25 protein-coding genes and 1 pseudogene are annotated in these 23753 nt (G+C 67.3%); 6 read left to right on the top strand and 20 right to left on the bottom strand.

Annotation, left to right across the window (positions count from 1 at the left end; genetic code table 11):
- Nucleotides 1–183 precede the first annotated feature (183 nt).
- Genes FPZ61_RS08645 through FPZ61_RS08635 form a run of 3 tightly spaced genes read right to left on the bottom strand, consistent with a single transcriptional unit; the run spans nt 184 to nt 1401 of the window.
- Nucleotides 184–645: a transposase gene (locus FPZ61_RS08645; RefSeq protein WP_185474801.1), complete on the bottom strand. Its 462-nt coding sequence runs from the start codon at nt 643–645 to the stop codon at nt 184–186.
- Nucleotides 629–1057, bottom strand: coding sequence for a HipA N-terminal domain-containing protein (locus FPZ61_RS08640; RefSeq protein ID WP_255441484.1), 429 nt, complete (start codon nt 1055–1057; stop codon nt 629–631). Before FPZ61_RS08640 ends, FPZ61_RS08645 begins: the two co-directional genes overlap by 17 nt.
- Before the next feature lie 2 nt (nt 1058–1059).
- Entirely contained in the window at nt 1060–1401 is a 342-nt protein-coding gene (locus tag FPZ61_RS08635; RefSeq protein ID WP_185465818.1) for a helix-turn-helix domain-containing protein, read from the bottom strand.
- 204 nt (nt 1402–1605) lie between these two features.
- Between FPZ61_RS08635 and FPZ61_RS08630 the strand changes: the two are divergent.
- A pseudogene (locus FPZ61_RS08630) lies at nt 1606–1949 on the top strand (DUF3427 domain-containing protein); the annotation flags it as partial.
- Nucleotides 1950–1979: 30 nt separating this feature from the next.
- Complete coding sequence (locus FPZ61_RS08625) at nt 1980–2306, top strand: nucleotidyltransferase family protein (protein ID WP_185465816.1); 327 nt, start codon at nt 1980–1982, stop codon at nt 2304–2306.
- A gap of 309 nt (nt 2307–2615) precedes the next feature.
- On the opposite strand, the gene FPZ61_RS08620 is transcribed toward FPZ61_RS08625, so the two are convergent.
- The 6 genes from FPZ61_RS08620 to FPZ61_RS08595 all read right to left on the bottom strand — a co-directional run bounded on the left by FPZ61_RS08620 (nt 2616) and on the right by FPZ61_RS08595 (nt 7657).
- On the bottom strand, nt 2616–4238 hold the full coding sequence (locus FPZ61_RS08620) for a YdiU family protein (RefSeq protein WP_255441483.1): 1623 nt from the start codon (nt 4236–4238) through the stop codon (nt 2616–2618).
- A 316-nt stretch (nt 4239–4554) separates the two neighbouring features.
- Nucleotides 4555–4869: a PIN domain-containing protein gene (locus FPZ61_RS08615; protein WP_185465814.1), complete on the bottom strand. Its 315-nt coding sequence runs from the start codon at nt 4867–4869 to the stop codon at nt 4555–4557.
- Nucleotides 4866–5012, bottom strand: a complete 147-nt coding sequence (locus tag FPZ61_RS08610; RefSeq protein WP_185465812.1) for a hypothetical protein — start codon at nt 5010–5012, stop codon at nt 4866–4868. The genes FPZ61_RS08615 and FPZ61_RS08610 overlap by 4 nt, the downstream gene beginning before the upstream one ends.
- A gap of 154 nt (nt 5013–5166) precedes the next feature.
- Nucleotides 5167–5919 carry a hypothetical protein gene (locus tag FPZ61_RS08605; RefSeq protein WP_185465810.1) on the bottom strand — a complete coding sequence of 251 codons (753 nt, stop codon included), beginning with the start codon at nt 5917–5919 and terminating at the stop codon, nt 5167–5169.
- Between the two features lie 14 nt (nt 5920–5933).
- Nucleotides 5934–7058, bottom strand: coding sequence for an AAA family ATPase (locus FPZ61_RS08600; protein ID WP_185465808.1), 1125 nt, complete (start codon nt 7056–7058; stop codon nt 5934–5936).
- A complete protein-coding gene (locus FPZ61_RS08595) occupies nt 7055–7657 on the bottom strand; it encodes a hypothetical protein (RefSeq protein WP_185465806.1) in 603 nt (200 codons plus the stop codon). The genes FPZ61_RS08600 and FPZ61_RS08595 overlap by 4 nt, the downstream gene beginning before the upstream one ends.
- A gap of 148 nt (nt 7658–7805) precedes the next feature.
- On the opposite strand from FPZ61_RS08595, the gene FPZ61_RS08590 reads away from it, so the two are divergent.
- Nucleotides 7806–8633, top strand: coding sequence for an amidase family protein (locus FPZ61_RS08590; RefSeq protein WP_221629873.1), 828 nt, complete (start codon nt 7806–7808; stop codon nt 8631–8633).
- On the opposite strand, the gene FPZ61_RS08585 is transcribed toward FPZ61_RS08590, so the two are convergent.
- From FPZ61_RS08585 to FPZ61_RS08565, 5 genes are all read right to left on the bottom strand, one after another.
- Nucleotides 8615–9730, bottom strand: a complete 1116-nt coding sequence (locus FPZ61_RS08585; RefSeq protein ID WP_370594277.1) for a methyltransferase — start codon at nt 9728–9730, stop codon at nt 8615–8617. The two genes, FPZ61_RS08590 and FPZ61_RS08585, sit on opposite strands and share 19 nt — an antisense overlap.
- Nucleotides 9731–9940: 210 nt before the next feature.
- Nucleotides 9941–10726 (bottom strand): M20/M25/M40 family metallo-hydrolase, encoded by a 786-nt coding sequence (locus FPZ61_RS08580; RefSeq protein ID WP_221629872.1) that lies wholly within the window; start codon nt 10724–10726, stop codon nt 9941–9943.
- 54 nt (nt 10727–10780) lie between these two features.
- Nucleotides 10781–12328, bottom strand: coding sequence for an FAD-dependent monooxygenase (locus tag FPZ61_RS08575; protein WP_185465804.1), 1548 nt, complete (start codon nt 12326–12328; stop codon nt 10781–10783).
- 19 nt (nt 12329–12347) lie between these two features.
- Entirely contained in the window at nt 12348–13031 is a 684-nt protein-coding gene (locus FPZ61_RS08570) for a PIG-L deacetylase family protein (RefSeq protein WP_185465802.1), read from the bottom strand.
- A gap of 36 nt (nt 13032–13067) precedes the next feature.
- A complete protein-coding gene (locus FPZ61_RS08565) occupies nt 13068–14066 on the bottom strand; it encodes an SMP-30/gluconolactonase/LRE family protein (protein WP_221629871.1) in 999 nt (332 codons plus the stop codon).
- Nucleotides 14067–14145: 79 nt separating this feature from the next.
- Here FPZ61_RS08565 and FPZ61_RS08560 point away from each other — a divergent pair, with 79 nt between their 5' ends.
- Both FPZ61_RS08560 and FPZ61_RS15540 read left to right on the top strand, forming a co-directional pair.
- Entirely contained in the window at nt 14146–14961 is an 816-nt protein-coding gene (locus FPZ61_RS08560) for a methyltransferase domain-containing protein (protein WP_185465800.1), read from the top strand.
- A 429-nt stretch (nt 14962–15390) separates the two neighbouring features.
- The gene (locus FPZ61_RS15540) at nt 15391–15519 is read left to right on the top strand and encodes a hypothetical protein (protein WP_255441482.1); all 129 of its coding nucleotides are present in this window, start codon (nt 15391–15393) and stop codon (nt 15517–15519) included.
- 258 nt (nt 15520–15777) lie between these two features.
- Here the strand turns inward: FPZ61_RS15540 and FPZ61_RS08555 are convergent, their stop codons facing one another.
- The 3 genes from FPZ61_RS08555 to FPZ61_RS08545 form a co-directional block, all read right to left on the bottom strand.
- Complete coding sequence (locus FPZ61_RS08555; RefSeq protein ID WP_185465797.1) at nt 15778–16068, bottom strand: hypothetical protein; 291 nt, start codon at nt 16066–16068, stop codon at nt 15778–15780.
- Nucleotides 16069–16409: 341 nt separating this feature from the next.
- Complete coding sequence (locus tag FPZ61_RS08550; protein WP_255441481.1) at nt 16410–18050, bottom strand: hypothetical protein; 1641 nt, start codon at nt 18048–18050, stop codon at nt 16410–16412.
- Between the two features lie 484 nt (nt 18051–18534).
- Nucleotides 18535–19854, bottom strand: a complete 1320-nt coding sequence (locus tag FPZ61_RS08545; protein ID WP_185474800.1) for a glycosyltransferase — start codon at nt 19852–19854, stop codon at nt 18535–18537.
- A gap of 295 nt (nt 19855–20149) precedes the next feature.
- Here FPZ61_RS08545 and FPZ61_RS08540 point away from each other — a divergent pair, with 295 nt between their 5' ends.
- Nucleotides 20150–20566 (top strand): DUF547 domain-containing protein, encoded by a 417-nt coding sequence (locus tag FPZ61_RS08540; RefSeq protein WP_255441480.1) that lies wholly within the window; start codon nt 20150–20152, stop codon nt 20564–20566.
- 328 nt (nt 20567–20894) lie between these two features.
- Here the strand turns inward: FPZ61_RS08540 and FPZ61_RS08535 are convergent, their stop codons facing one another.
- From FPZ61_RS08535 to FPZ61_RS08525, 3 genes are read right to left on the bottom strand one after another with little or no spacing between them, the layout of a single operon-like run.
- Nucleotides 20895–22097 carry an acyltransferase family protein gene (locus tag FPZ61_RS08535; protein WP_185465791.1) on the bottom strand — a complete coding sequence of 401 codons (1203 nt, stop codon included), beginning with the start codon at nt 22095–22097 and terminating at the stop codon, nt 20895–20897.
- Nucleotides 22052–22540, bottom strand: coding sequence for a rhodanese-like domain-containing protein (locus FPZ61_RS08530; protein WP_185474799.1), 489 nt, complete (start codon nt 22538–22540; stop codon nt 22052–22054). Before FPZ61_RS08530 ends, FPZ61_RS08535 begins: the two co-directional genes overlap by 46 nt.
- A 35-nt stretch (nt 22541–22575) precedes the next feature.
- Nucleotides 22576–23607, bottom strand: coding sequence for a zinc-dependent alcohol dehydrogenase family protein (locus tag FPZ61_RS08525; RefSeq protein ID WP_185465787.1), 1032 nt, complete (start codon nt 23605–23607; stop codon nt 22576–22578).
- Nucleotides 23608–23753: the final 146 nt, after the last annotated feature.

Here is a 23753-nt window from a genome sequence, read left to right as displayed (position 1 = left end):
GCAGTGTGCGTGAACAGATGCCGATCAGATCAGCAACAGCCTTGATGGAAGCTCCTGCATTGAGGCCTTCATAGAGAAACTCCATGGCCTTATTTCTCTGCTCTGGCGGAATCAGGACTCCTCTTCTCGCAGCCAAAGCTGATCGAGCTTTTTTGAGAGCAACCGCTTCGCGGAAGCGTTCCGCTACAGCAATGTTGCTGCCTCCGAAAGAGCTTTTTCTTTCTTCTGCAACTCACGTTCCAGGCGCCGGATCTGGCGGGCCTGCTCCTGGTTTTTGCGCTGTAGATCCCTGTGGTCGGTCATGGTCGGTGCGCTGGGACCATTCGCATCCTCTGCCGCCTGGCGCCAGCGGGCAAGCTGCTTGGGATAGAGCCCACGCTCGCGGCAGTAGGCGCCGAGATCGGGGCCATTGAGGCCTGCGGCCTGGATCACAGCGGCCAGCTTGTCCGATGCTCCCCACTGCTCCGGCGGCTTGCTGGTGGCCGGCACCAGCTGGCCCTCTTTCTGCCACTGACTGCGCCAGTTGTAGAGGGTCCGGGCGGTGATGCCGGTGGAGCGAGCGATCTCGGCCACGCTCTCCCGGTTGGGCGGGCTCATGCGATTGCGGATCTCGGCCCGCATGGCCTGGTCATAGATCGGTTTCATGGTCCTCGGTTTGGCCCCCTGGTGGATGGGTCAGACCGAGCGGACTTCTTTCCTGACGCAGGGGGGCGCCAGCACGATCATCTGGCCCAAGCAACAAGAGATCGAAGTCGCTGGGGTCCCCCAAACCTGAGTGGCTGGCGATCACCTGTCGACCCCAAAAATCTGGCAGCGCATCGCGCAGAGCCCCGAAGAAGCCGCCCATGCGACCGGTTTCGAACGGGCGTGCGCCCAGCCTCAACTCCACCGGGTCGAGCTCCACGGCATCGGGGCGCTCCCGGTAGCGGCGGCCATACACGAACGCACCGACCGGACGTCCCTGGCGATCCTTCTTGAGCTTGAACCCCCCGGCCGTGACGAATTCCGTTGCTCCCGGCGGCACCACATAGACGAAGCACTCCTGCTCAGCAGTCATGGTCAGAAGTCGTCATCCATTCGGAGACCACGGGGGGCCCGTTTTGGGCTGCGGACACCCTCCAGCGCCTTGCCCTCCTCATCCCGATCCGGATCAGCCAACTCGGACATCTGATCGAGCAGACCGAGAGCCCAGAGCGCCCCGAGATAGGCAGCCACGGAGGTGCCTGCCTTGCCCTTCTCGACGTCGGACACCGTGTAGCGCGTCACCCCCATGCGTTTGGCCACATCCTCCAGGCGCCAACCACGCCGCAACCTGGCCGTGCGGATGTTGCGACCCAGGCGCTCCAGGCTCTGCTCCAGGGCCGCAGGGGGATGACGCACGATGGAACTGGCTTGGGCCATGGGAGACGCGGGACGAACAAGAAGTTGTCTGAAGGCATCCTAAAGGCATTTTCTGGTGCTTTGCAGCCACACGGTTTGCTCGCAATGGCCCAACCCTGGGACAGCGGCCGGAAGCACGTGCCCGCCCGAGGTCCTCGATCGGCTCCGGAGGGGCACGACCACCCCTGAACGCGAGGGGGCTTCCTTGATGAAGCCACCAAGTGCGACGTCTTGTTCATCACCCTCAAGTAGTCCGAGCGCCTGTTCTCCCCCACCACCCGCTACAACGACTACGCCATCTCTCCGTGAGAGTTCCGCTGGGAGAGCCAGACCCCACGCGGGAAGCCTCATCCACCGGGCAGCGCACCATCCACCACGAGGCGCTGGGGTCGCGGGTGCTGCTGTTTGTGCGGGAACAGCGCCGGCAGGGCACGGTCACCGAGCCGTTTGTTTGCCTGGGGTTTGCGAGGTACGAGAGCCACGAAGGGGAGCGACCGATGGCGATTCGCTGGCGGCTGGAGCGGGAGATTCCGGCGGCTTGGCTGCCGGTCATGGCGTTGGCGGTTTGAAGGAAACCCGGGCCCCGTTAGCCTGACCCCATGGACACGGTTGCCCCGCTGCTGCCCTTGCTGGCCGATCGGCTGGAGCCGCTCAGGCACCTGTGCAACCGCTACGGCGTGGATCGTCTCGAAGTGTTCGGCTCGGCGGCAAAGGGCCTGTTTGACCCTGCCAGCAGTGACCTGGATTTCATCGTGACTATGACGGGCCAAAGGGAACCGGGCTACGCCCGACGCTTCTGTTCCTTCGCCGATGAATTAGAAGTCCTCTTCGGCCGTCCGGTGGATCTCCTCACGGAATCCATGATCCACAATCCCTATTTCCGCAAAGACGTGGACGCCTCACGCCGGCTTCTCCTGGAACTCTGAAATGCGAAGGGAGGCGCTGAAACGCCTGCTTGACGCCTTTGAGGCCATGGAGGCAAAGCGATCGCGGAGCGCACATCCTCCAGCGCTTCGTCATAAGTGTCACCCTGGCCCACAGCCACTCCGTGGATGCCCAAGGGGTATGCCACATACCCATCGGCGTGGCGGGCCGCAGCACCACCACCGCCGCCGCCTCCACCGGGCAGCGCAGCATCCACCCCACCGCGCGAGGCTCGCGGGTGCTGCCGTCCACGTCTCGGATTTCCGCGGACCGAGAGCTGCGTTCTGGGATGGGTTCAGCGGTTCATCGGCTCACGACGAACAGCTGTAGTGGGACACACCTCCGGCGTTGAAGAATTCCCTGGGCTTCAGGCGGTCGTACGTCGCCTTCACCTCCGCTGATGGCTCGTCGTAGGGATGGCTGAACACTTCCTGCAGCTCCTGGATCAGGCTGAAATCACCCTCCGCCGCCTGTTCATAAGCCGGTGCGATCAGCCATTCGCGCCAGGTCACGGCCGGGTTCAACCGTCGCATCGCGGCGGATGTCTCGCCGAGGTCGCCGTTGGCCGTGATCTGATCACGCCAGCGCTTCAGCCAGCGGGTCCATTGCGCATCAAGTTCTTCAGAACTCGGCAGATAGAAGCTCTCCTTCAGAGCTGAGAGTTGCTCGGGGATGTCAGAGAGCCGGCGGAAGAAGATCGTGTAATCCACCTTGGAGAGCACCATCAGCTCCAGCAGCTCGTTCACCAGCGCGGCGTCATAACTGCTCAGGCCGAGCTTCCTGGCCCACATGACCTCAAGCTCCTGCTGCATCGCTTCGGCGAAGCCCTCCCGGATCTGATCCAGCCGCGCCAGGGCCTGCGTGTTCTCTGCGAGCAGCGGCCTGATGGCGGCCCAGAACATCTGGTAGTTGGCTTCGGCCGCCACCGGTTGGTTGAAGAAGCTGAAATGCTCACCGCCGCCGGTCCAGGGCTGAAATCTGGGATCGAACAGTTCGCAGAATCCGAAGGGGCCGTAGTCGAGGGTGTAGCCACCGGCGGCGCAGTTGTCGCTGTTGAAATTGCCCTGGCAGTAGCCCACGCGGATCCAGTGGGCCACCAGGGCGGTGAGCCGTGAGCGGAACAACCGCGCCAGCTCAACCACCTGATCGCTGAACTCCAGACCCGGATCGATCTCCGGCCGGTAGTTCCGCTCGATCAGGTGCATCACGATCATCCGCAGCTCGTTCAGAGCCTCCGGATGCGCACCGCTGCGTACGCGACGGGCGAACAGCTCCAGTTGGCCCACCCGCAGAAACGATGGCGCCACGCGGGTGGTGATCGCCGCCGGGTTGTCCACCAGGATGTCGGGATCGAGGGACCTGGAGTTCGGGGAGTACCAGGGCCTGCGCACCGTTTCGGATCGGGACGCATAAAGCGTCAGGGAGCGTGAGGTGGGAACCCCCAGGGCGTGCATGAACTCCTGCGCCAGAAACTCGCGCACGCTGGAGCGGAGCACGGCGCGTCCATCGGCGCCACGGCAGTACGGCGTCGGACCTCCACCTTTCAGTTGCATCTCCCAGCGCCGGCCGTTGAAGACGCCCTCGAACACGGAAATGGCCCGGCCATCGCCGTAGCCGTTACCGGTGCCGAACGGGCACTGCTGGATGTATTCGGTGCCGTAGATCGAGAGGGCATAACCGGTCGCCCAGCCAACCGGTCGCATCGGCTCCCGCGCCACGGTGATGTCGCCGGAGAACAGACGGCGGAAGTGTTCGTCGTGGGCCAGCTCATCGCTCAGGCCCAGTTCGTTGAAGAGGGTTCTGCTGTGCGCCACGTACTCCGGCGCTGGAATCGGGGTTGGCGTCACCGGCACGTAATGACCGGAGAACACCTGGCGGGGCCGGTGATCGTGGCCATCGCCGGTGGCCTGAGGATCCGCCTGCAGGGAATCCATCAGCGAATAATCAGCCCGTTGGGCAAACTCTGCGAACGTGGTTGTCGCCGTTGTGATCGGCGCTGCTGTCGGCACTGCTGATGGGACTGTTGTCGGCACGGGTCTCTCGGGTGTGGCGCGGCCTGGGCATGGCCCTGACGTTGAGGTCCTCATCCTGGCGAGCCTGCCGCCATCGGTGGCACGGCGGTTGAGGATGGGTTCGAGCTTGAACTCTGCCGGCGCCGGGCGGGAGATTCCGGCGGCCTGGATGCCGGGCTGTGGCTTGGCCTGGCAGCGGGGTTCTGGGCTGATCAAGGCTCCAGCATGGACATCGGTCTCAGGCAGCCCAGAGATCATGGGCGCCGATGGGCGTGGCCCGTCGTTTCAGGGCCGTGGCCTGAATGGCGTAGTGCTCGCAAATGCCTGGACCCTGGGGATAGAGAACCGGTCCCTGCCGGGCCAGGGTCTGCAGGAGCCGCGGGGTGGCGTTCCGGTGCAGGCTGCCTTCCGCTCCGCGCAACAGTTCGGCCCAGGTGATGAACGACATGGCCAGCGTGTCGTTCTCACTGAGGGCGTCGATGTGCTCGGCAACCTGGGGCGGAGGATTCTTGCTCAGGTAGATGAGGATGTTGGTGTGGAGGAGGTGGATCACAACGCCTCGCGCTCCTGCACCGGCAGCTTTTCGGCCTGCTGCTGCTCCAGAGCCTCCACGACCTCGGCATCAAAGCCGCTGAGTGCCTGAAGCAGGGCCTGGCTGTTGCCGTTCATGAACACGCGGCTTGGCAGCGCTTCCACAGGACCAGCCCCGACGTGTGTACGGGGGTGTCTCCGATCTGCTGGAGCGACGGCGTTCTGCTTTCCGCGCGATGACGCACCCAGCCACACAATTCGCTCGTGATGGGGTTGGCATGACCGCGGGGTTGGCGGTTGAGCGGTGAGATCTGGATCGTCACCGCCCAGCTGCGGGAAGCCGCTCGAAGGCGCCGAACTTGCCGATCACCTGGCCACTGGCGTCGTAGGTCACCACCTCCAGGGCGCTGGAGCCATCCAGTGGCATCGCCAGCTGGATCACCGCATCCCCCGTGCTGCAGGGTCCGGGCCTGAGCGTGAGCCGGGCCACTCCGAACACCAGATCCGTCGGCTGGCTGGGCGGCACCAACTGATCGGGATAGCGGCCATTGCGGCCCCAGGGGAGGTTCTCCACGCTGTAGTCGCTGTCGCAGATGCCGTTGGCCTTGTTACCCCAACGGATCCGGTTCGGCTCCACCGTGAGCACATCGATCACCGCCCGGCCGGCCGTGCTTTGCCCCTGCCAGCGGCCCAGGAAGAAATTGTCGCCCTCCCAGCCCTTCGGTTTGGGGGTCGCCGCCGGGGCCGTGGGCCACACCACCTGCAGCGTGTACTGCCCCTCCCGCTGGAAGCGGAGACCCGTGCCGGTGGCTCGGCGCTGGTAGGTGCGGCCCTGTTCGGCGCTGGGGAAGCTGAAGGCCCAGGATCCGAAGCGCACGTTCACATTGCCCTGCCGCTGGCTGAACGTGCACGGCCCCTCCTCCACCGGCACGGTGTGATCGTGACGGCTGAGGATGCAGGTGGCCTCCGTGCTGTCGGCCTGCGCCGGTGGCGCGGCGACAGCAGCGGCGAGCAACAGGGCCAGCGGCAGCAGACGCACCGGGCAGATCCGCTCAGCCCCAACTCTCGACATCCCCGCCGGCCTCGTCAGACCCCAGTCAACGACGGCCAGCGCCAGGCGCCCCGCTCCAGGGTGGTCTGACCCTCCACCACCGTGGCCCCCAGCTCCCGTTGCAGCACCACATGACGGCAGAGCTCCGACGCGGCAAGCTCCTGGATCAGCTGTGGCGCATGGGCGATCACCCACACCTGGGTGCGCTGCGCCGCTGCCTCGATCAGCCGCGCCAGCGGTGCCAGCAGGTCGGGGTGGAGGCTGGCCTCCGGTTCGTTGAGCACCAGCAGCGGCGGCAGCCGGGGGCTGAAGAGCGACGCGGTGAGCAGCAGGTAGCGCAGCGTGCCGTCCGACAGTTCGGCGGCCTCCAGCGGACGCAGCAGGCCCGGCTGATGGAAGCGCAGCCGGAACAGTCCCGCCTCGGTGCCCACACTGAGATGGCAACCCGGGAAGGCATCGGCGACCGCCTGCTGCAGGCCGCTGCCGTCGCCGTTTTCCAGGATCGTCTGCACCGCCGCCGGCAGGTCGCCGCCGTCGCCGGCCAGGGCGAAGCAGCGGGTGCCCACGCGCGGCTGCCGGGCGGGCGCGCCGGCATCGGTGCGGAAGCTGTCGTAGAAGCGCCAGCTGAGGATCTGCTCGCGCAGCACGTGCAGCTCGGGCTGCTCCTGCGGGTCGGCGCCGCTCTGGAACAGGCTGCGGTCGGGGTGCTGCTGGCCGCCGCCGCGGCTGAGCACCGCGCGGGGGTGGAAGCTGGCGCCGGCCCAGATCCATTCCCCCTTCAGGGCCGGATCCAGGGCGAAGGCCGTGTGCCGCTCCTGTGGATAGCCCAGTTCGATCGCATAGGAGAAGGGATCGGCTGAGAAACCCAGCCGCAGGCGCACCGCCTGCTTGCGCGGGCCGCCCTGCACGGGCTGCTCGCCGCGGCGCATCGCCCGGCTCAGGCGTTCCGGTCCTGCCCACAGCGCCGCCGGCAGGCCCCCCTCCCGGGCCAGGGCCCCCACCAGCTCGCCGCGGGCGGCGGCCACGATCAGCCCCAGGGCCCGGTGAAGGTTGCTCTTGCCGCTGCCGTTGGCTCCGCTCACCAGCGTCAGCCGATCCAGCGGCAGCACCACGTTCTGCAGGGAGCGATAGCCGCTCACGGCGAGCTGGCCGATCGTCACTCTCCGTCGCCGAGGAAGATCAGCGACCCGCTGGGCGCCCAGAGCACACGGCCGCTCTGGCCGGGATAGCCCACCCTGCACCAGGTGCCCTGGCTGTTGGAGGTGCACTCGAGTTTGTCGAGCGTTTCGCCCGACACGCCCATGCCGGCAATCGCTGAGCCGTAGTTCGGCTTGGCATAGAGGGTCACGGTGGGCTGGCCGTGGCCGCTGAGCTTCACCTTGCTGTGGGCCTGGTGATTCACCGCCGGGGCGGCCTTGCTGCGCAGGCTCGACACCGAGATCCGGTTGCCATCCCCACCCTGTTCGATCAGCTCGAAGCTGTGGTGGCCGCTCATCAGCCAGAGGCGGCCCTGCTCATCGCGCATCGGGCGCCTGTCGGTGGTGGGAGGGCCGGCCGGTACGAAGCGAAAGATCGCACCACGGCTGAAGGTGATCTCGAAGCCCCCCCTGCCCCAGGGTTTGGTCGTGCAGGTCTGCTGGGTTGTGTTCATCCAGCAGTCCACGCTCTGGTCAGCGGCGACCGGGTTCTGGAGAGCGAGGGCTCCGGCGATGCAGCCGGCGCCGAGGGCAGCGAGGCTGAGGGCGCGACGGAGTGGCATGAGGGGAAAGAACTTGGCTCGGGCATTCTGCGACCGCTGGTGCAGCACACCGTTCTGCATCCAGCCCTGGTCACCACCAACCCAGCGGCTCCCAGCTAGCCAGACAACCCACCGGGCCCCACGCCGCCGTCCTGACCATCCGCAAGCCATGAGCATCGAACTGGCGGAGTGCAGCATCGCCGAGCTCCAGGCCACCTTCGCGCAGGGCTCATGCAGTGCCCTGGAAGTGTGTCAGGACTGTCTCGAGCGCATCGGGGCGATCGATGCCACGGGGACCACGCTGCGCTCGGTGATCGAGATCAATCCCGACGCCGAGGCGATCGCCAGAGCCCTTGATGTGGAGCACCCCGTGCTCGTGAAGGACAGCCTCGACACTGCCGACCGGATGATGACCACCGCCGGCTCCCTGGCCCTGGTGGGGAACATTTCCGGCCGCGATGCCTTCGTGGTGCAGCGGCTGCGGCAGGCGGGTGCCGTGCTGCTCAATGTGCTGGCGGGCCGCGACCCGGACGACCCCGCCACTGAGCCCGCCGACGACCACCGCCCGCCGGACTACCTCGCTTTCCTCGATCCGGCGGCGCTGCAAGGTGCCCGTCAGGGCGTGGCGCGGGAATGCTTCGGGCAGCACGAAGCCACCGATGCGGTGATCGAGCAGGCGCAGGCCAAGAGCGATCCGGGGGAGCAGGCCTGCCGGCAGGTGATGGCGGAGCCCTGCGTGATCGATTCGCTGGTGGGCGATCACATCCTTCCGGGTGGCTGCTCCACGCCGCCGGCTGTGGCGGGCTATCCCCAGATCTCCGTGCCCGCCGGTTCTGTGCACGGCCTGCCCGTGGGGCTGTCGTTCTTCGCCGGCGCCTGGCAGGACAGCAAGCTGCTGGGCTACGCCCATGCCTTCGAGCAGGCCACCCGTAACCGGCGGCCGCCGCGGTTCCTGCCCACCCTGGGGGCCGATCGACCTCAGCCAGGATCCTTGTAGGCCACCACGGCGCTGGAGGGTCCCTCCAGCGGGATCGTCTCGAAGCGGCTGAAGCCGGCATTAGAGCACCACTGGCGGAACTCAGCCGCGGTGAAGTCGAAGGCGTCGCCGAACTCGATCAGCATCATCAGGGACATGAACAGCCCGAAGCTGTTGCGGCGGCGGGCGTCGTCGATGAACGCCTCGATCGCGATCAGCGCGCCCCCTGCCGGCAACGCCTCGAAGGCCCTGCGGATGAGGGTCTGTTTCCGCTCAAGGTTCCAGTCGTGCAGGATCATCCCCATCGTGATCAGCTGCGCCGGCGGCCAGGGATCCACGAAGAAATCGCCGGACACGGCGCGGATCCGCTCCTCCAGGCCGGCTGTAGCGATCCGGCGCTCGGCGATCCGCGTCACGGGGGGCAGATCAAAGCTCACGCAGCGGATGCTGGGGTGCACGGCGGCCACCTCACGGCAGAGCAGCGCATCGGCTCCGCCGATGTCGGTCAGCGTGTCGTAGGAGCTGAAGGGGAACGCCCTCGCCAGGGCCTGGAAGTTGCAGAGCGAGGAGCCGTTCATGGCGTTCATGAAGGCCTCGAGCCGCTCCGGATCGGCGTTCATCGCCTCGAAGAACGGTGTGCCGGCATGCTTCGCCTCGTTCTGTGGCAGGCCGGTGCGCAGGGCTTCGGTGAGGTCGGCCCAGAAGCGGTAGTCGCGCAGCTCCCAGATCTCCGGCAGCCCGCCGATGTACTCCGGCTGGCCGCGATCCAGAAATCTTGCGGTGGCTGGCGTATTGCCGTAGAGCGCCTGGGGCCCGTCGCCCTCGCGGGCCAGCATGTCCACCGACACCAGCAGATCGAGGAAGTCGCGGGCTGGCCGGGGCTGCAGTTCGAAGGCGTCGGCGATCTCTTCGCACGTCATCGGCCCGGCCGCCAGCCGCGTGTGCAGCCCGAGCCCCACGGCCGTGAGCAGCGCCTTGGACACGCCATAACCGCTGGCGATGGCCAGGATGGCCGAGGGGTCAGGTTCGCTCACGGGCACGCAGGGGAGACGCCACACCAGGCCGACCGGATGGCGATCGCATCCCTTCACCGTATCCACGGCGCGCCGGTGCGGCACCCCGCCCAAAGCACTTCCCCGCTCGATGCCGGGTCCACGGCCGTTGCCACGATGCAACCAACCCACCCCCCATCGTGGGCATGAGCGACGCCGCCATCCCCAGGCCCTCGAACCCGTCACTCAGGCTCGCCGTGCCTGCCCTGATGGTGGTGTGCATCGTGGATGTGATGGGCCAGGGGCCGGCCTTCCCGATCTTCGACACGCTGCTCCTCAAGGCCGGCTCAGGTTTCCTGCCGGAGGCAACCTCCCGATCCCCTTGCGGAGCTTCCCGTTGCTGGTGGCATCGCGGGCCATCAACGGCTTCACGTCCGGCACCCAGCCGATCGCCGCGGCAGCGATGATCGATCCGGCTCGCAACGAGGCGGAGAGCACCCGCAACCTCGGCCTGGCCAACGTGGGCGATAGCCGCCGAACTCTTCTCCGGCCATCACCGGTTCCACGGCAAGAATCCTGTCCTTGCCGACCCTGGACACCACCAGCATCCGGAAGCGCTGCACAAGCTCGGGTGTGTTGTAGGTGGCGGGAGTGGAGTCCTTCGTGATCGTGACCTCCGGCATCCGATCCTCGGCAACGCCGGCGGCGATGGCTTCGCCTCTGGCAATGCGGGCAATGCCCTCCAGCAGCTGCTGCCGGATCTCCGGCCGTGAAGCTGCCCACGCTCACCACCGCGGACTCCAGGGGATTGATCTCCCGGCTCACCAGGGTCTGCAGCGCCAGCACCACATCCGGCTTCGGAAAGCGCCGGAAGAGGCCGTCGTCAAGCATCATCCCCGCCCCGCGCCCGAGTTCCTCGGCCGGCTGAGCGATCATCATCAGCGTGCCCGACCAATCACGCCTCACCGAGGCAAGACGGCGCAGCGTGGCCACCCAGGCCGCCATGTGGGTGTCTTGCCCGCAGGCATGCATCACTCCGACAGGCTGGCCGTCCTGGTTGGTGGATCGGATCCGGGAGGCGAACGGCCAGCCAGTGGCCTCGCTGACCGGAAGGGCATCCATGTCGGGGGCGAAGGGTTGAAGGCACGGCTGTGCATGTGCATCCCGTTGCTCGGATCATCGGCCCAGCACCAGCTGCCGGTACTGTCCCAGCGCCTCGCGGTGGTCGGTGTCGGCCCTCAGGCCGATGAAGCCGTCGGGCCGCACCGCCAGCAGGGTGAGGGGGCCGAGGCCCAGCCCGGAACTCTCCTCCAGCCGTATGGACTCCACGGCCTCCACCAGCCGTGAAGCCGCCGTGTCGGCCTCTTTCAGCTGGGCCCGCAGTTCCGCGAGTGCCTCCGGATCGGCCTCGGGGCCGGCGAGCAGCAGCAGCGTGTGGCCGCGCCGGTGGGTGAGCTGGTGCAGATGGGCGGCACCGGCCCCGGGCGGCAGGGCGATCGTGGTGGGCAGCCGCTGTCCGGCGCCGAGGGGTGGTTTCTCGCTGCCGGCGGTGATCGCCGAGCCTGCGTAGTTCACGTTCAGCTCCGCTTCCGCCACCGCCTCCTGCGCGCGGGACGCCGGATCGGCCAGCATCGCGGCGATCACCCGGTCGCGCGCGGCTCGCTCGCCGCTCCTCTCGAGCAGCTGGGCCTGGTCAGCGGCATCGCTGGAGCGGGTGACCTGCTCGGCCACCGGCCTGCGCTCCTGCTCGTAGCTGTCGAGCAGGGCCGGGCCCGCCACACCGTGATGCACCAGGGCCAGCTTCCAGGCCAGGTTGGCGGCATCCTGCAGGCCGCAGTTCAGGCCGTGGCCCTTGGCGGGGGAGCACACGTGGGCGGCATCGCCGGCCACGAACACCGGCCCGGCCCGGAAGACGCTGGCCACGCGGGTGTGGCAGTGGAAGCGGCTGGGGTTCTCCACGTCGTGGAAGCGGGCTGAAGGCAGGTAGCGCCTCAGCGCAGCGGTGGCCTCCGACACCAGATCGCTCTGCTCGGTAGCGGGCCGCATGTACACCCGCCAGCGCTGCCCGGGCAGGGCCGTGAGGATCAGCGGCGAGGTGTCGAGGTAGGCCGCGTTGGCCTCGTAGGTATCGGCCCAGCCCTCCACCACGGCATCGAACACGGCCCAGGCTCGTGGGATGGCATGACCCTCGAAGCCGATGCCGCTCAGCTCGCGGGTGGTGCTGCGCAGGCCGTCACAGCCCACCAGCCAGCGGGCCTCCACGGTCTGTTCCTGCTCGCCGCAGGCGATCGTGGCGGTCACGCCGCCGTCATGGGGCTGGAGGCCCTGCAGCCTGCAGGAGCGCTGCACGCTGCCGCCGTGGCGCTCGAGATGGCCCGTGAGGATTGACTCGGTCACCTCCTCGGAGAGGCCGAGGTTGAAGCCGTAGCGGCTGCCGCTGCCGGCCAGGTCCACCTCCCCCAGCCGGCGGCCTTCGGCATGGATCAGGAGGCGGCGCTGGCGGCAGCCGGCCGCCAGGAAGGCCTCCTCCAGCCCCAGCGCCTCGAACAGCTCCAGCGACAGCGCATGGATCACCGTGGCGCGGTCCCAGTGCAGCGCCTGGGCCCGGGCATCGATCAGCAGGGTGGGCACGCCCCGGCGCTGCAGCTCCGCCGCCAGCAGCAGGCCGGTGGGGCCGGCACCCACCACGAGCACGGAGGTCCGGGGGGGAAGCTGCGACAACATGAATCAGCGGCGATGCGGTTCAGGCCAGCCCTGCAGGCATGTTCGGGGAGGTGCGCAGCACCTCGAACACCTCCGCATAGGTGCCTGAAAAGCTCATCACGCCGCGGTAGCGCGCCAGCCCGAGAAAGGCTTCGTCGTAGTGGGTGGGCTCGATCTGGGACCGGTGGCAGCGCAGGGCGTCCAGCTTCCGCTCCACCGTGGCAGTGATGTCCACCGCCAGCTGATGGCTGCTGAGGGGATGCCACACCTCGTAACCGAGGATCGTGGGCGGCATGTGCGGCTCTCCGCTGGCTTCCTGATACCAGGGCCCCGCGGCGCCGGCCACGGCGGCCATCACCAGCTCGTGGACCACGCGGTGATCCGGGAAGGCGTCGCTGCTGGCATGCACGAACAGGATCTCCGGGCGCACCGCGCGGATCAGATCGATCACGGCGATCTTCTGCTCCCGCGAGTACTGCGTCAGCCCATCGGGCGCGCGCAGGAACTCCACACGCTCGGAACCCAGCACCGCCGCGGCGCGGCGCGCTTCCTGCTCGCGGGTGGCCGCCAGTGTGGCCCGATCGATGGTGCTGCTGCCGGCCTCCCCGGAGGTGACGCACACGTGCACGGCACGCCAGCCCTGCTCGATCAGTTTGCGCACGGTGCCGCCGCAACCGATCTCGATGTCATCGGGGTGAGCGCCGAAGGCGAGAAGGGTGGGCATCGGCTGGTTGGGGGGGAAAACAATCGGTTGCGACGTCTAAGGGAAGGGCAACCCCTGGGCTTCCACGTACACGGCATAGATGGACTGGCCAGCCGTGATGAACAGGCGGTTGCGGCGGCGTCCGCCAAAGCAGAGATTGGAGGCCACCTCCGGCAGGTGGATCCGGCCGATCAGCTCTCCCCCGGGAGAGAACACGGCCACCCCATCGAGGCTGGGATCGGCCCAGCCCGAACTCGCCCACACATTGCCGTCCAGATCGCAGGTGAGGCCGTCGGCCATGGCGGGCCCCATGTCGCAGAACACCCGTCCATCGGCCAGCCGCGACCCGTCGATCACGTCGTACACGAGGATCCGGCGCGGGTGGCCCGGCTTGTGCGAGGCACCCGTATCGGTGATGTACAGCCGGCTGTAGTCCGGCGAGAAGCAGAGCCCGTTGGGTTTCTCGATCGCGTCGGCCACCACGCTCGCCTCACCGGTGTCCTGATCGAGGCGGTAGACGTTGGCGGGCAGCTCGAACGCCGCCCGCCCGCCCTCGTAGTTCACGAGGATTCCATAGCCCGGATCACTGAACCAGATGGGGCCATCGGGGTGCACCACCACGTCGTTGGGGGCGTTCAGCCGCCGGCCCTGGTAGCGGTCGATCAGCACGGTGATGGATCCGTCGTGCTCGGTGCGGGTCACGCGCCGGGTGGCGTGTTCGCAGCTGATCAGCCGGCCCTGGCGGTCGCGGGTGTGGCCGTTGGCGTAGTCCGACGGACTGCGGAAGACACTCACGCTCTCCGTGTCCTCGCACCAGCGCAGCATCCGGTTGTTGGGGATGTCGCTCCAGAGCAGGTAACGGCCATCGCCGAACCACACCGGACCCTCCGTCCAGCGGGCGCCGGTGTGGATCCGCTCCACGGCGGCATTGGGGAGCACGTACCGCTGGAACGCCGGCGCGATCACCTCGATGGCCGGGTCCGGGTAGGGCACCGGGCCGCCCTGCCAGTCTCTGTGCATCGCCGCCGCCATCGCTGCCGTGCGCCTGCTGAGCATGGACGCAGCTCAGGAGGGTTCCCTTTCGTTGTAGCCAGGCGCCGCTGCGAAACTGACCTCTGTGCGCTGAGCCGGGCCCATGGCCGCTGATACCTACATCCTCGGCACCGATGCCCAGGAGCGGGAGCGCCTGCGGCGGCAGCATGAGCTCTGGCTGCCGTCGGCCCGGTCGGCCTGGCATCGCGCCGGACTGAGGGATGGCTGGCGAGTGCTCGACCTGGGGGCCGGCGCGGGCGACTGCAGCCTCGAGCTGGCCCGTGTGGTGGGACCCCGCGGCCGTGTGCTGGCCCTGGAGCAGAGCCCTGCCTATGTGGAGGAGGCGCGAGCCGCCGCCGGGGGGGAGCAGCTGCCCTGGCTCGAGGTGCGCCGGCACGACCTGGCCAGTGACTCCCTGGCCCCCACCGGTTTCGATCTGGCCTGGTGCCGCTGGCTGGCGATGTTTCTGCCGGTGCTGGATCCGCTGCTCGATCTGCTCAGCCGGAGCCTCCGACCCGGTGGCCGGTTCGTGGCCCATGAATACGTGCACTGGGAGACCTTCGCGCTGCATCCCCACGGCGATGCCATCGGCCGCTTCGCCGAGGCCGCCATGGCCAGCTTCCGCGCAGCGGGGGGTGACCCGAACGTGAACCGGCGGCTGCCGGCCCTGCTGGCCGAGCGCGGCTTCTGTATCGATGGGCTCCAGCCGCTGCCGGTGCTCGGCCGCGCCGGCGACCCCTGGGCCCAGTGGCTGGAACGGTTCGTGCGGATCTACGGCAGGGAACTGATCCGTCAGGGCCGCTGGAGCGAGGAGCAGGCCGCCCGGGCGGAGGCTGAGATGAGCGCCGCCCGCTCAGCCCCCGGCAGCTACTGGGTGGGGCCCACGGTGCTGGAAGTCCAGGCCAGCGCGCCGGCGTGAGCGCCTGAACCGGTCACCAGTCCCAGATGCGATTTCCTCGAATCCTGAGCTTCGGCCGCACCGGGGATGAATTGCTGGATGTCTTCGCGCTCCGGCCCGCCTCACTCAAGGGCCTCCGCGTTCTCGATTGCCCCGGAGGCCCCGGCTATGCCCTGACCAGCGGATCACCAGCGACGCCGAACTGTGTGAGGAGTGCAAATGGCTGGCGTTGCTGCCGCTGGAGGCCAAGTTGGTGCTGGCGAAGTGAGCGACGCCTCCGCCACGCTCAGCGTCCCACTGGCCAAGCTCAGACCGCCTTGCTCCCGGCCCGGCAGCGTCTCGGTGTGGGCTGTATTGGTGGGCAGGGGAGAGATCCAAGGCACACCGTTGTCACAGCAGTTGGAAGAACTGGAGGACTGCAGCCCGAACCTGCGGGCAGCGAGCACATCGATGAGTCTCGGCCGTCTGCCCGATGCGCTGGAGCGGACCCCAGAAACCACAGAGCTGGGTGATCCGGTGGACCTGCAGCTGGTCGATCTGTTCGTGCTGGCCCGGTTAACGCTGCAGCGGCAGCGTTGAGCGAGGTTTCACCATGACGATCGCGAAAATAGTCGGCAAAGGACACATTGTATTGATCGACAAAAACACAATAAACTTCGTTCAGTACGGCGTTCTGGAAAACGGCTCCGCCGCGATTTTTTCCGAAAATCTGACAAGAGTGAATGAAATACCCGTTTGCTGATATTCCACTCCAAAAATAGAAAGACGCAGAAGATCAAGCAGGGCTAGATGTTCTGTCTCAGCAGGTTGATCAGTGGCCAATGAAGTGTGAGGCCGCTATGGGTTGAGGTGCGACCCACCAACCCCGACCTGACGCCTCCATGCATAGCCATCCAGTGTTGGCTCCACGCCCAAATGCCCTTCGATCTTGCTCCGAAAGCCCCATTGCACGCAGCCATTGGTCACTTCCACCGCAAGCAGCTGGGCGAAGGCCGTCAGGCCGGGCACCTCGCTCAGGCGTGCCCAGTCGATTTGGGCAGTGGCATCGACATCTGAGGGCGGCAGGGCCATCGCAGTCAGTTGTTCAGATGTTGTTTCTTTCAAGGACTGGATCAGGTTATAAACCATGAGTCAGCCACGGATGATTGAAATCCTGGAGGCAAAGCATGCCTCCGATAACCACAGCCATGACGACAGCCATGACGACAGCCACGGTGAGTGGCCATGCTGCCGGAAGAGCAACTCGGGGTCGTGCCAGAGGTGCCAAAATAGTTCCGCAATCTACGGAGCATCAACAAAGACCGCCAGATCCTGGGGAACGGCTGTCAAAGGGAGAAACGACTAGCCACTCGAAATCCACTCACCATCCGCCGCTGCCCATCTCAGCAGGCAGCCGAATTGTAAACGAACATTCACCCATTCTGACCTCAACACGGCGCTGGAATCCCTGATCTTAGGAGCGCTTCAAGTCACCTACCCAGCAGCGCTGCCCTGGCGTGGTCGATCCGAGGCGAGCGGGCGGAGCTTCCCACGATGGCCACCAACTCTCCGTAACGCATGCGTGCCAGCGCCTTGTTGCCCTGCTCCTCCGCTGCCCGCCCGGCTCCATACAGGCTGTTGAGGCGTCCTGGGCTTCGCGCCAGAACGGCCGCGTAGGCCTGGTAGGCCTCAGCGGGCCTGGCCAGCTCCATCAGCATGTCGCCCAGCAGTTCCTGCGCCGGCAGCACCTCTCCAGGTGTCACCGCATGTTTCTCGGTGGTTGCCTCCAGGGCCGCCGCCGCCTGCATCGCCACCAGGGCCTCCTCCTGATCGCCCTGGCTGAACAACAACCAGGCCAGGGCTGACTGCCGCATGATCGCCACCTGTTTCCCCCAGTACGCCGACGTCTCCTTGGCAGCCACCTCCAGTTGCTCCAGGCGTCGCAGCTCAGCCTCGGCTCGGGCGGTCTGACCACTGCGGGCAGCGCCGAGGGAGCGGCTGAACCGGCTGATCGCCTCCATGGCGGGGAACTTCTGCCAGGGGAAGCGCTCCGGACTCCCCACCGCCACATCGGCCGCCGACTCCCAGCGCTGCTGCTCCAGGGCGATGCGCGCCGGCACCGCCGCCAGGGTGTACCCCGAGGCCAGGTGGGTCTGCAGGGGTTCCTCGAGGCCTTCCATCACCGCAGCCACCTCTGCGGCGGCATCAGGATTGCCCTGCTGGAGGTAGGCATAGGCCAGGTAATCGAGGGCATGCAGGTAGTGCAGCGACACGGCATCCCCGGCCGGATGCTGCAGCGCTGCCTGGGCAGAGCGGCTGTTCATCTCGACCGATTCCTCCCACAACCCCAGCCGGGTGAAGATGTGCGAGGGCATGTGGAGCGCGTGGGGAACGCTGGGGGCAATGCGTCCGTAGTTACGGGCCACCTCCAGGGCCTGATCGGCCAGGGTGGGCAGATCGTGGGCGTGGATGGTGTAGTGGTGCGCCCCGGGGTGGTCGGGAACCTGCTTGAGGACCGGCGCCGCAGTGGCGGAGGCCTGCTTCTGCACCCGATAGCTCTTGTCGCCGGGATCTGCCGTGGCCAGCACGGCCAGCGCCGTGAAGCTGCGGATCTCGGGATCGCCTGGATACCTCTGCAGGGCCTGGTTCCAGCCCTCGGCGAAGGCCTCCAGATTGGGGCGCTCATCGCTGCTGCGGCCCACCGCCCAATAGCGCTGGACCGCTGACACCATGACCCTCTCCCGATCTGTCAGGCCCGGCTGCAGGGCCGCCTTCTCGGCCATGCGGCGGCCCTGCTCGAAGCTCTCCTCACTGGGGGGATCCGACCAGAGCGGGTGGATGTGCGTCATCGACTGCCCCCAGTAGGCCATGGCGCAGTCCGGGTCCTTGTCAGCCACGGCCTCGAACGTGGCGCGGGCGCCCCGATAGGTCATGTGATGCAGCAAGGCAAGGCCGCGCTCAAGTTGAGGCTGCACCGCGGAGGCGCAGGACGTGGGCCACTGCACTGTCCCCAGCTGGCCGCCGTAGGGATCGTTGCCGGCTTCCGCACCGGCGGTCAGGGGCTGAAGCAACCCGCCACACAGCAGGCCACCCAGACAGGTCAGGGACAGTCGGTTCATCACGGTGCTCATGCTGCCCTTCTCTGTAGCCATGGCTGCAACAGAAGGCCGCAGATGCTGCGGATGGCGCCGCTGCCCGCGCTGCAATGGCCTGGTGGAGCCGGTGCAGAAGACGGTGGTGACAGAGCTACGGCTGTCAGGTGTCAATCAGGTTGATGGGAGCTTTGCATCAACAACTTGTTACCCATCTCAATTGACGCCTGGTAACACGGGCTGCTTCTCGTTTTGGGCATCCTGCAGGCTTGGATGCTCGACCGCAGCCAGGCCGGCCATCTCGTTTTCGATCCATTGCGGCCGGTAATCGCGCAGACGCCGCTGCAGGGGCGTTCGCGGTGGGTGGTGCTGGCGATTGATCCAGCCGCTGGTAGCCCACCACCCGGCGCACCAGCATCCCGTTCTTCTGCTCCACCCAGGCCTGGTCGTTGCTCTGGTAGGCCGGGGATCGGGTGCGCACGATTTGGGAGCCCTGCCAGCACCTCAGCCATCGCTGTCGGGGTCAGCGCCTGCCACCGGCGAGCTGCGCCTCGATCGCCGCGACAGTGCAGGCCACCCCGTCTTCGCGGGCTAGGCACTGCTGGAGCTCCCGCGCTCGTTGGCCAAAGCGTGGCTCGCTTGCCAGCGCCCGGATACTCGCGGCCAGGTCCTCGGCGCTGAGATTCTTCCGCCGGTGGGTGGCGGGACTGACGCCGAGCCGCTCAAGCATGCGCCCCCAGGCGGGCTGATCCGCAAAGAACGCCACCACTGTCGAGGGGATGCCGTAGCGCAGGGTGGAGGCTGTTGTGCCGGCACCACCGTGGTGAATGGCGGCCTGCACCCTGGGGAACAGCCAGCTGTGTGGGCACTCCTCCAGCAGAAACACATCGGTTGGCAGGGCGGCGCTGGGCAGCACCCGTCCCCAGCCAGGTGAGAGGAGCAGGCGCACTCCGGCCTGCCGCGCCGCTTCCACCACGACAGACGCCAGCGCCTCGGGGTCGGGGGTGATCATGCTGCCGAACCCGGCGTAGAAGGGGGCAGGGCCGTTCTCCAGAAAGTCGGCCAGATCCTGATCAGGGCTGTAGGGAGTGGACAGGATCGCCCCCTCGGGCGAGCGGGGCTCGAGGAAGCAGAAGCCGGTGAGCGCGGCGCTCGCTTTCCAGTCAGCCGGGCGCGGCAACATCTGGGGGCTGATCAGATGCAGGACCGGCGGATCCACCAGGTGAGCGGGCGGAGTGCGGCGGCTCTGGGCACCGCCCCAGGGGAGGGGCTTCAGCCCCAGACGTTCGCGGCGAAAGGCCTGAATCACCCGGGCGTCCTGACGCCACTTGAGCAGGCTCACCAGTCGGTAGCTGCTGCGATTCAGGCGCCGGCGCAGCCGTCGACGCAGCCCGCCGCCGGTCTCGCTGGTGGGTGATGCGGGGAAGCCCAGGAAGGGGAAATCGCCGGTGGCCATGATCGGCACGGGACTCAGCACCACCAGGCGGCAGCCGGTGGCCTCGGCCAGGTGGTACCCCCAGAGGCAGAGCGGCGAGACCAGCAGCAGATCCGTGCCCTCCATCGCGGGATGGGCCGTCTCCAGCAGTTCGCTCAGCAGTGCATCGGAGATCAGCCGCACGGGCTTGCCCTGCATCAGCTTCAGGCCCTGGTCCGATCGCAGCAGCTTGGTGAAGTCGCCTGGCAGCGGCACGAAGGGCACCGCCTGGGCCTCGGCCACCGCCTGAAAATTGACGCTGCCGATCATGGTCACCTGATGACCGCGGCGCTGGAGTTCCAGCAGGATCGCCAGGTAGGGCTGCAGATCTCCTCGGGACCCCACGGAGATCAACCGGATCCTGGCCATGGTGAGAAACCTGCAGCTGCGTGATGCTGCACGATTTCGCAGTGCGCTGAGGCCAGCCAGCTGATGGTTCAGCCTCCCAGCGGCTTGCCGCCCCGCAAGCTCGTTCTGATCGGGACAGCCGACGAGCAGAAGTGAGCGCAGGTACACACCGACCGGCACAAAAACCGTTCGGTTTGCCCCACTGATTGATCCCCATGGCCAGCGAGCTTGTCGCCAACCGACTTCATTGTCGGCGAACGTACCAGGGCCTGGCAGGACGAACAACCCCGCACCCTCTCCGATTGGCTGGAGCTGCTTGACGCAGCCAGTGCATCGCCTCGGCTCGCAGGGCTTCAGCCTCGCCCAGATCGAGAATCAGATGCTGCGGCAGCACAGCGAAGACCCTCGCATCCACGTCGCGATCGTCTGCGCCTCGCTCGGCGCTCCGCTGCTTCGCGCTGAGGCCTATTCCCCGGAGCGTGTGGAGCAGCAGCTCCAGGACGACCTGATCCGCTTCGTGAACAATCCCGGGAAGATGCGCCTCGATGCGGAAGCCGGCATTCTCCACGGCAGCCGAATCTTCCAGTGGTACAGGGCCGACTTTCTGGCGGCATCCCCCTCGATCGCGGCCTGGATCCTTCCCCATCTGCAGGGCATCAGCGCATGCAACAGGCCGCCACGGCTGGCCTTCCTCCCCTACGACTGGAGCCTCAATCAACGGATGTCCCCGTAGCACCGCTTCAGGCGGCTCGGCGGTACTCCGAGGCCCCAGATAATGCCGATCGCGAGATAGATCAGCACGATGCGCCCCAGGCGCCCCAGGCGCAGACAGAGGTCGCCGGCTTCCATGATCGGCAGGCTCGGGTCGAATCCTCCGCACAACCAGAAATCGCGACGGCGGCAATCGAGGACTCCGCGAATGTGCGCTCGGCCACGCTGACCAGATCATCGGGAGTCAGGGTGTCCGCATGCAGGAAACGGGGCAGATCGCCCGTGGCCTGCCGCGCGCCCCGGTTCATCTGAATGGCCCGGCCCGCAGCGTGCGCGCCGGCGTGGTGGCTTCATTCAGGGCGGGAATGATGATTGAGAGCCGTGCCATGGCCAGCGTCCTGACGCTGCGTCAGGACGTTATGGAGGCCAGCACTCAACAGCAGCGAAGCCAGGGCGATCAGCACGAACTTCACACCCAGGGCCACGGGCAGAGGCACCACAAAGAAGGCGATCACCACGATCAGGGGCTGGTGAAAGAGAACGATCGAAAAGCCCACCCGGTTGCCATAGCGCAGGATCGGATGGCTGCTGGCGCGATAGGGCCGGGCCAGGGCCAGCAGGGCCAGCACCCAGCACCAGCTGTTGAAGCCTCGGAAGGCCTGATGGAGCATGGAGGGCACTGAGTAGGCACGCTCCGGCACCGTGTCGCTGAGGCTGAGCGCCAGCAGCAGCACCATGCTCAGGCCGGCCGTGGCCAGCAGCAGCGCGCGGTTCCGCTCCAGCGCACACCACAGCCCGCTGCGGTTGCAGAAGAGCGCGCCATACACGAAGTACAGCAGATAGAGCACCAGATTGGCCCAGTCGTCGTAGAGGTTCTGAAAGCCTGCCCAGTGGGGGCGCAACAGAGCCTCGCTCAGCATCAGGGGCCCCGCCAGAACGATCAACTCGCCCAGGCCGTGCGTCACCGGACGAGCCCGGATTCCATCACGCCCGCTGGCCTTCCGGCTGAGCCTCACCATCACGGGAAGGCAGGCGATGGAGATCACCAGCAGATAGGCCAGAAACCAGAGATGGGCCCATTCGAAATGACCGGCCGGGCGGATTCCGTCGAAGAAGCGGGGGTAGAACTGCAGGAAAGACCCCTTCACCTGGCCCGCCTGCAGCTCGTGGATGTAAACCTGGGGCGGTACAAGCAGCGGGATTCCGATCAGCAGGGGCACCAGGAGCCGCCGCAGACGTTGACGCAGATAGTCCACCGCGGAGCGTGTCTGCAGCGAATACCAGCTGGCCGCACCGGCCAGAAAGAAGAACAGAGGCATGTGCCACTGGTGCACGAACTCGATGAACACGCTCAGGCCGGCGCTGCTCTGGGCATCGGCGACATAGAAGCGGCCCAGCTCACCCTCGTAGAAGACAGCGGCCGAGTGAAAGGGGATCAGCAGCAGGACAGCCAGCAGCCGCAGCCAATCCAGATCAAGCGAACGGGGTGGATGGATGCCGGCCACCATCAGCTTTCCCCGCCCCGGCTGTGCGCTGGCAGCAACCAGCCCCATCCCGGGCGGTAGGGATGCACCAGCAGGGTGGGCTCTCCCTGCCGGATCAGGCTGCGGCCTTCCAGGGCCCACTGAAACAGGCCACCCTCGAGATTGACGACCCGCGTGAACCCGGCTCGCCGCAGCTCCTCCACCCGTGCGGCGCTGCGCACCCCCACCGAGCAGCAGACGACGATCGGCCTGTCCCTGGCCAGCGCCGCCATCGTTCCCACGCCCACAATCCGGCCACCGGCCCCGATCAGCGCGGCCCCGGGCAGGTGGCTGCACGCGAATTCAGCCGGGCTGCGGGCATCGAGGATCAGCCAGTCGACGCGCTCCTCTCCAGCCAGGATCCGCTGGAGCTGCTCCGCTGTGATCGAGGTGACGGCCGGATGGCGCAGCCGGATCCAGCGCTTCAGGCAGAAGAACACGACACGCCGAACGGCGCCTGCGGGGTTGACCATCAGCGCATCCTTCCACCTCCGGCGACGCCGTGGGCTCACGCACCGATCCGCAGCACCTTCGCCCCGCGCACCGCGCCGGAGCGCAGTTGCTGCAGAGCCGTGTTGGCCTCCGCCAGGGGGAAGGCCTGCACCGTGGGACGGATCCTGGCGACGGCGGCCAGCGCCAGGAACTCCCGCACATCCTCACGCGTCACGTTGGCCACCGATCGGATCTCCTTCTCCATCCACAGGTCGCGGGGATAGTCGAGCCGCAGCAGGGCCGCCTTGTCGGCCTCCTGTTTGCCGATCGCATTGATCACCAGCCGGCCTCCCGGGTGCAGGCACTTCAGCGCGGCCACCACCGGCGTCCAGGCCGGCGTGGTGTCGATCACGGCATGGAGCTTCACGGGCGACTCCGCCTCGGTGGCACCGGCCCAGGCGGCCCCCAGCTCCAGGGCGAAGGCCCGCTCCCGTTCGCTGCGGGCGAACACGAACACCCGCGAGGCCGGGAACCGCTGACGCACCATCGGCAGCACCAGGTGGGCCGACGCACCGAAGCCGGTGAGCCCCAGATCCTGGCCGTCCTTCAGGCCGCTCAGCCGCAGCGACCTGTAGCCGATCGCGCCGGCGCAGAGCATCGGCGCGATCGCCTCCGCCTCCAGATCCCCAGGCAGGGCATGGGCGAAGGCCTCCGGCACGGTCACATAGTCGGCGTAGCCGCCGTTCGCGTCACGGCCCGTGGCCACGAAGGCCCGGCAGAGATTCTCCCGGCCGGAGCGGCAGAAGCCACAGCTGCCGCAGGCCTGGAAGATCCAGGCGATGCCCACCGCATCCCCAGGGCGGAAGAGTCCGCACTCCGGGCCTGTGTCCACCACCCTGCCCACGATCTGATGCCCCGGAATCACGGGAAACCGAGGGGGTGGCGTGCGCCCCTCGATCTCATCGAGTTCGGTGTGGCACACCCCGCAGACCGATACCTTCACCAGCAATTCGCCCGTCCCCGGCACCGGCCGTGGAAGGTCCATCAGCACGAGCGGCGATGGATTGCGCTCCATGTCGCAGCAGTTCTCGAGCACCATCGCCTTCATCTCGCCCCCCCTGCGGCCGGGGATGGACCCGGGCGCGCGTTCGCTTATGTCAGTCTGCCGCTGCCTGTCGTCTTGGGCCCGCATCGGTGATGGCGATCGAGACCGGAATCCCTCCTCAGCCCTGCACCTTCAGGAAGTGCCCCCGG

Source organism: Synechococcus sp. BSA11S, assembly GCF_014224355.1.
GTDB lineage: Bacteria > Cyanobacteriota > Cyanobacteriia > PCC-6307 > Cyanobiaceae > Regnicoccus_A.
Note: the sequence above shows the minus strand (reverse complement) of the source record. Positions and strands in the feature narration are given on the sequence as shown.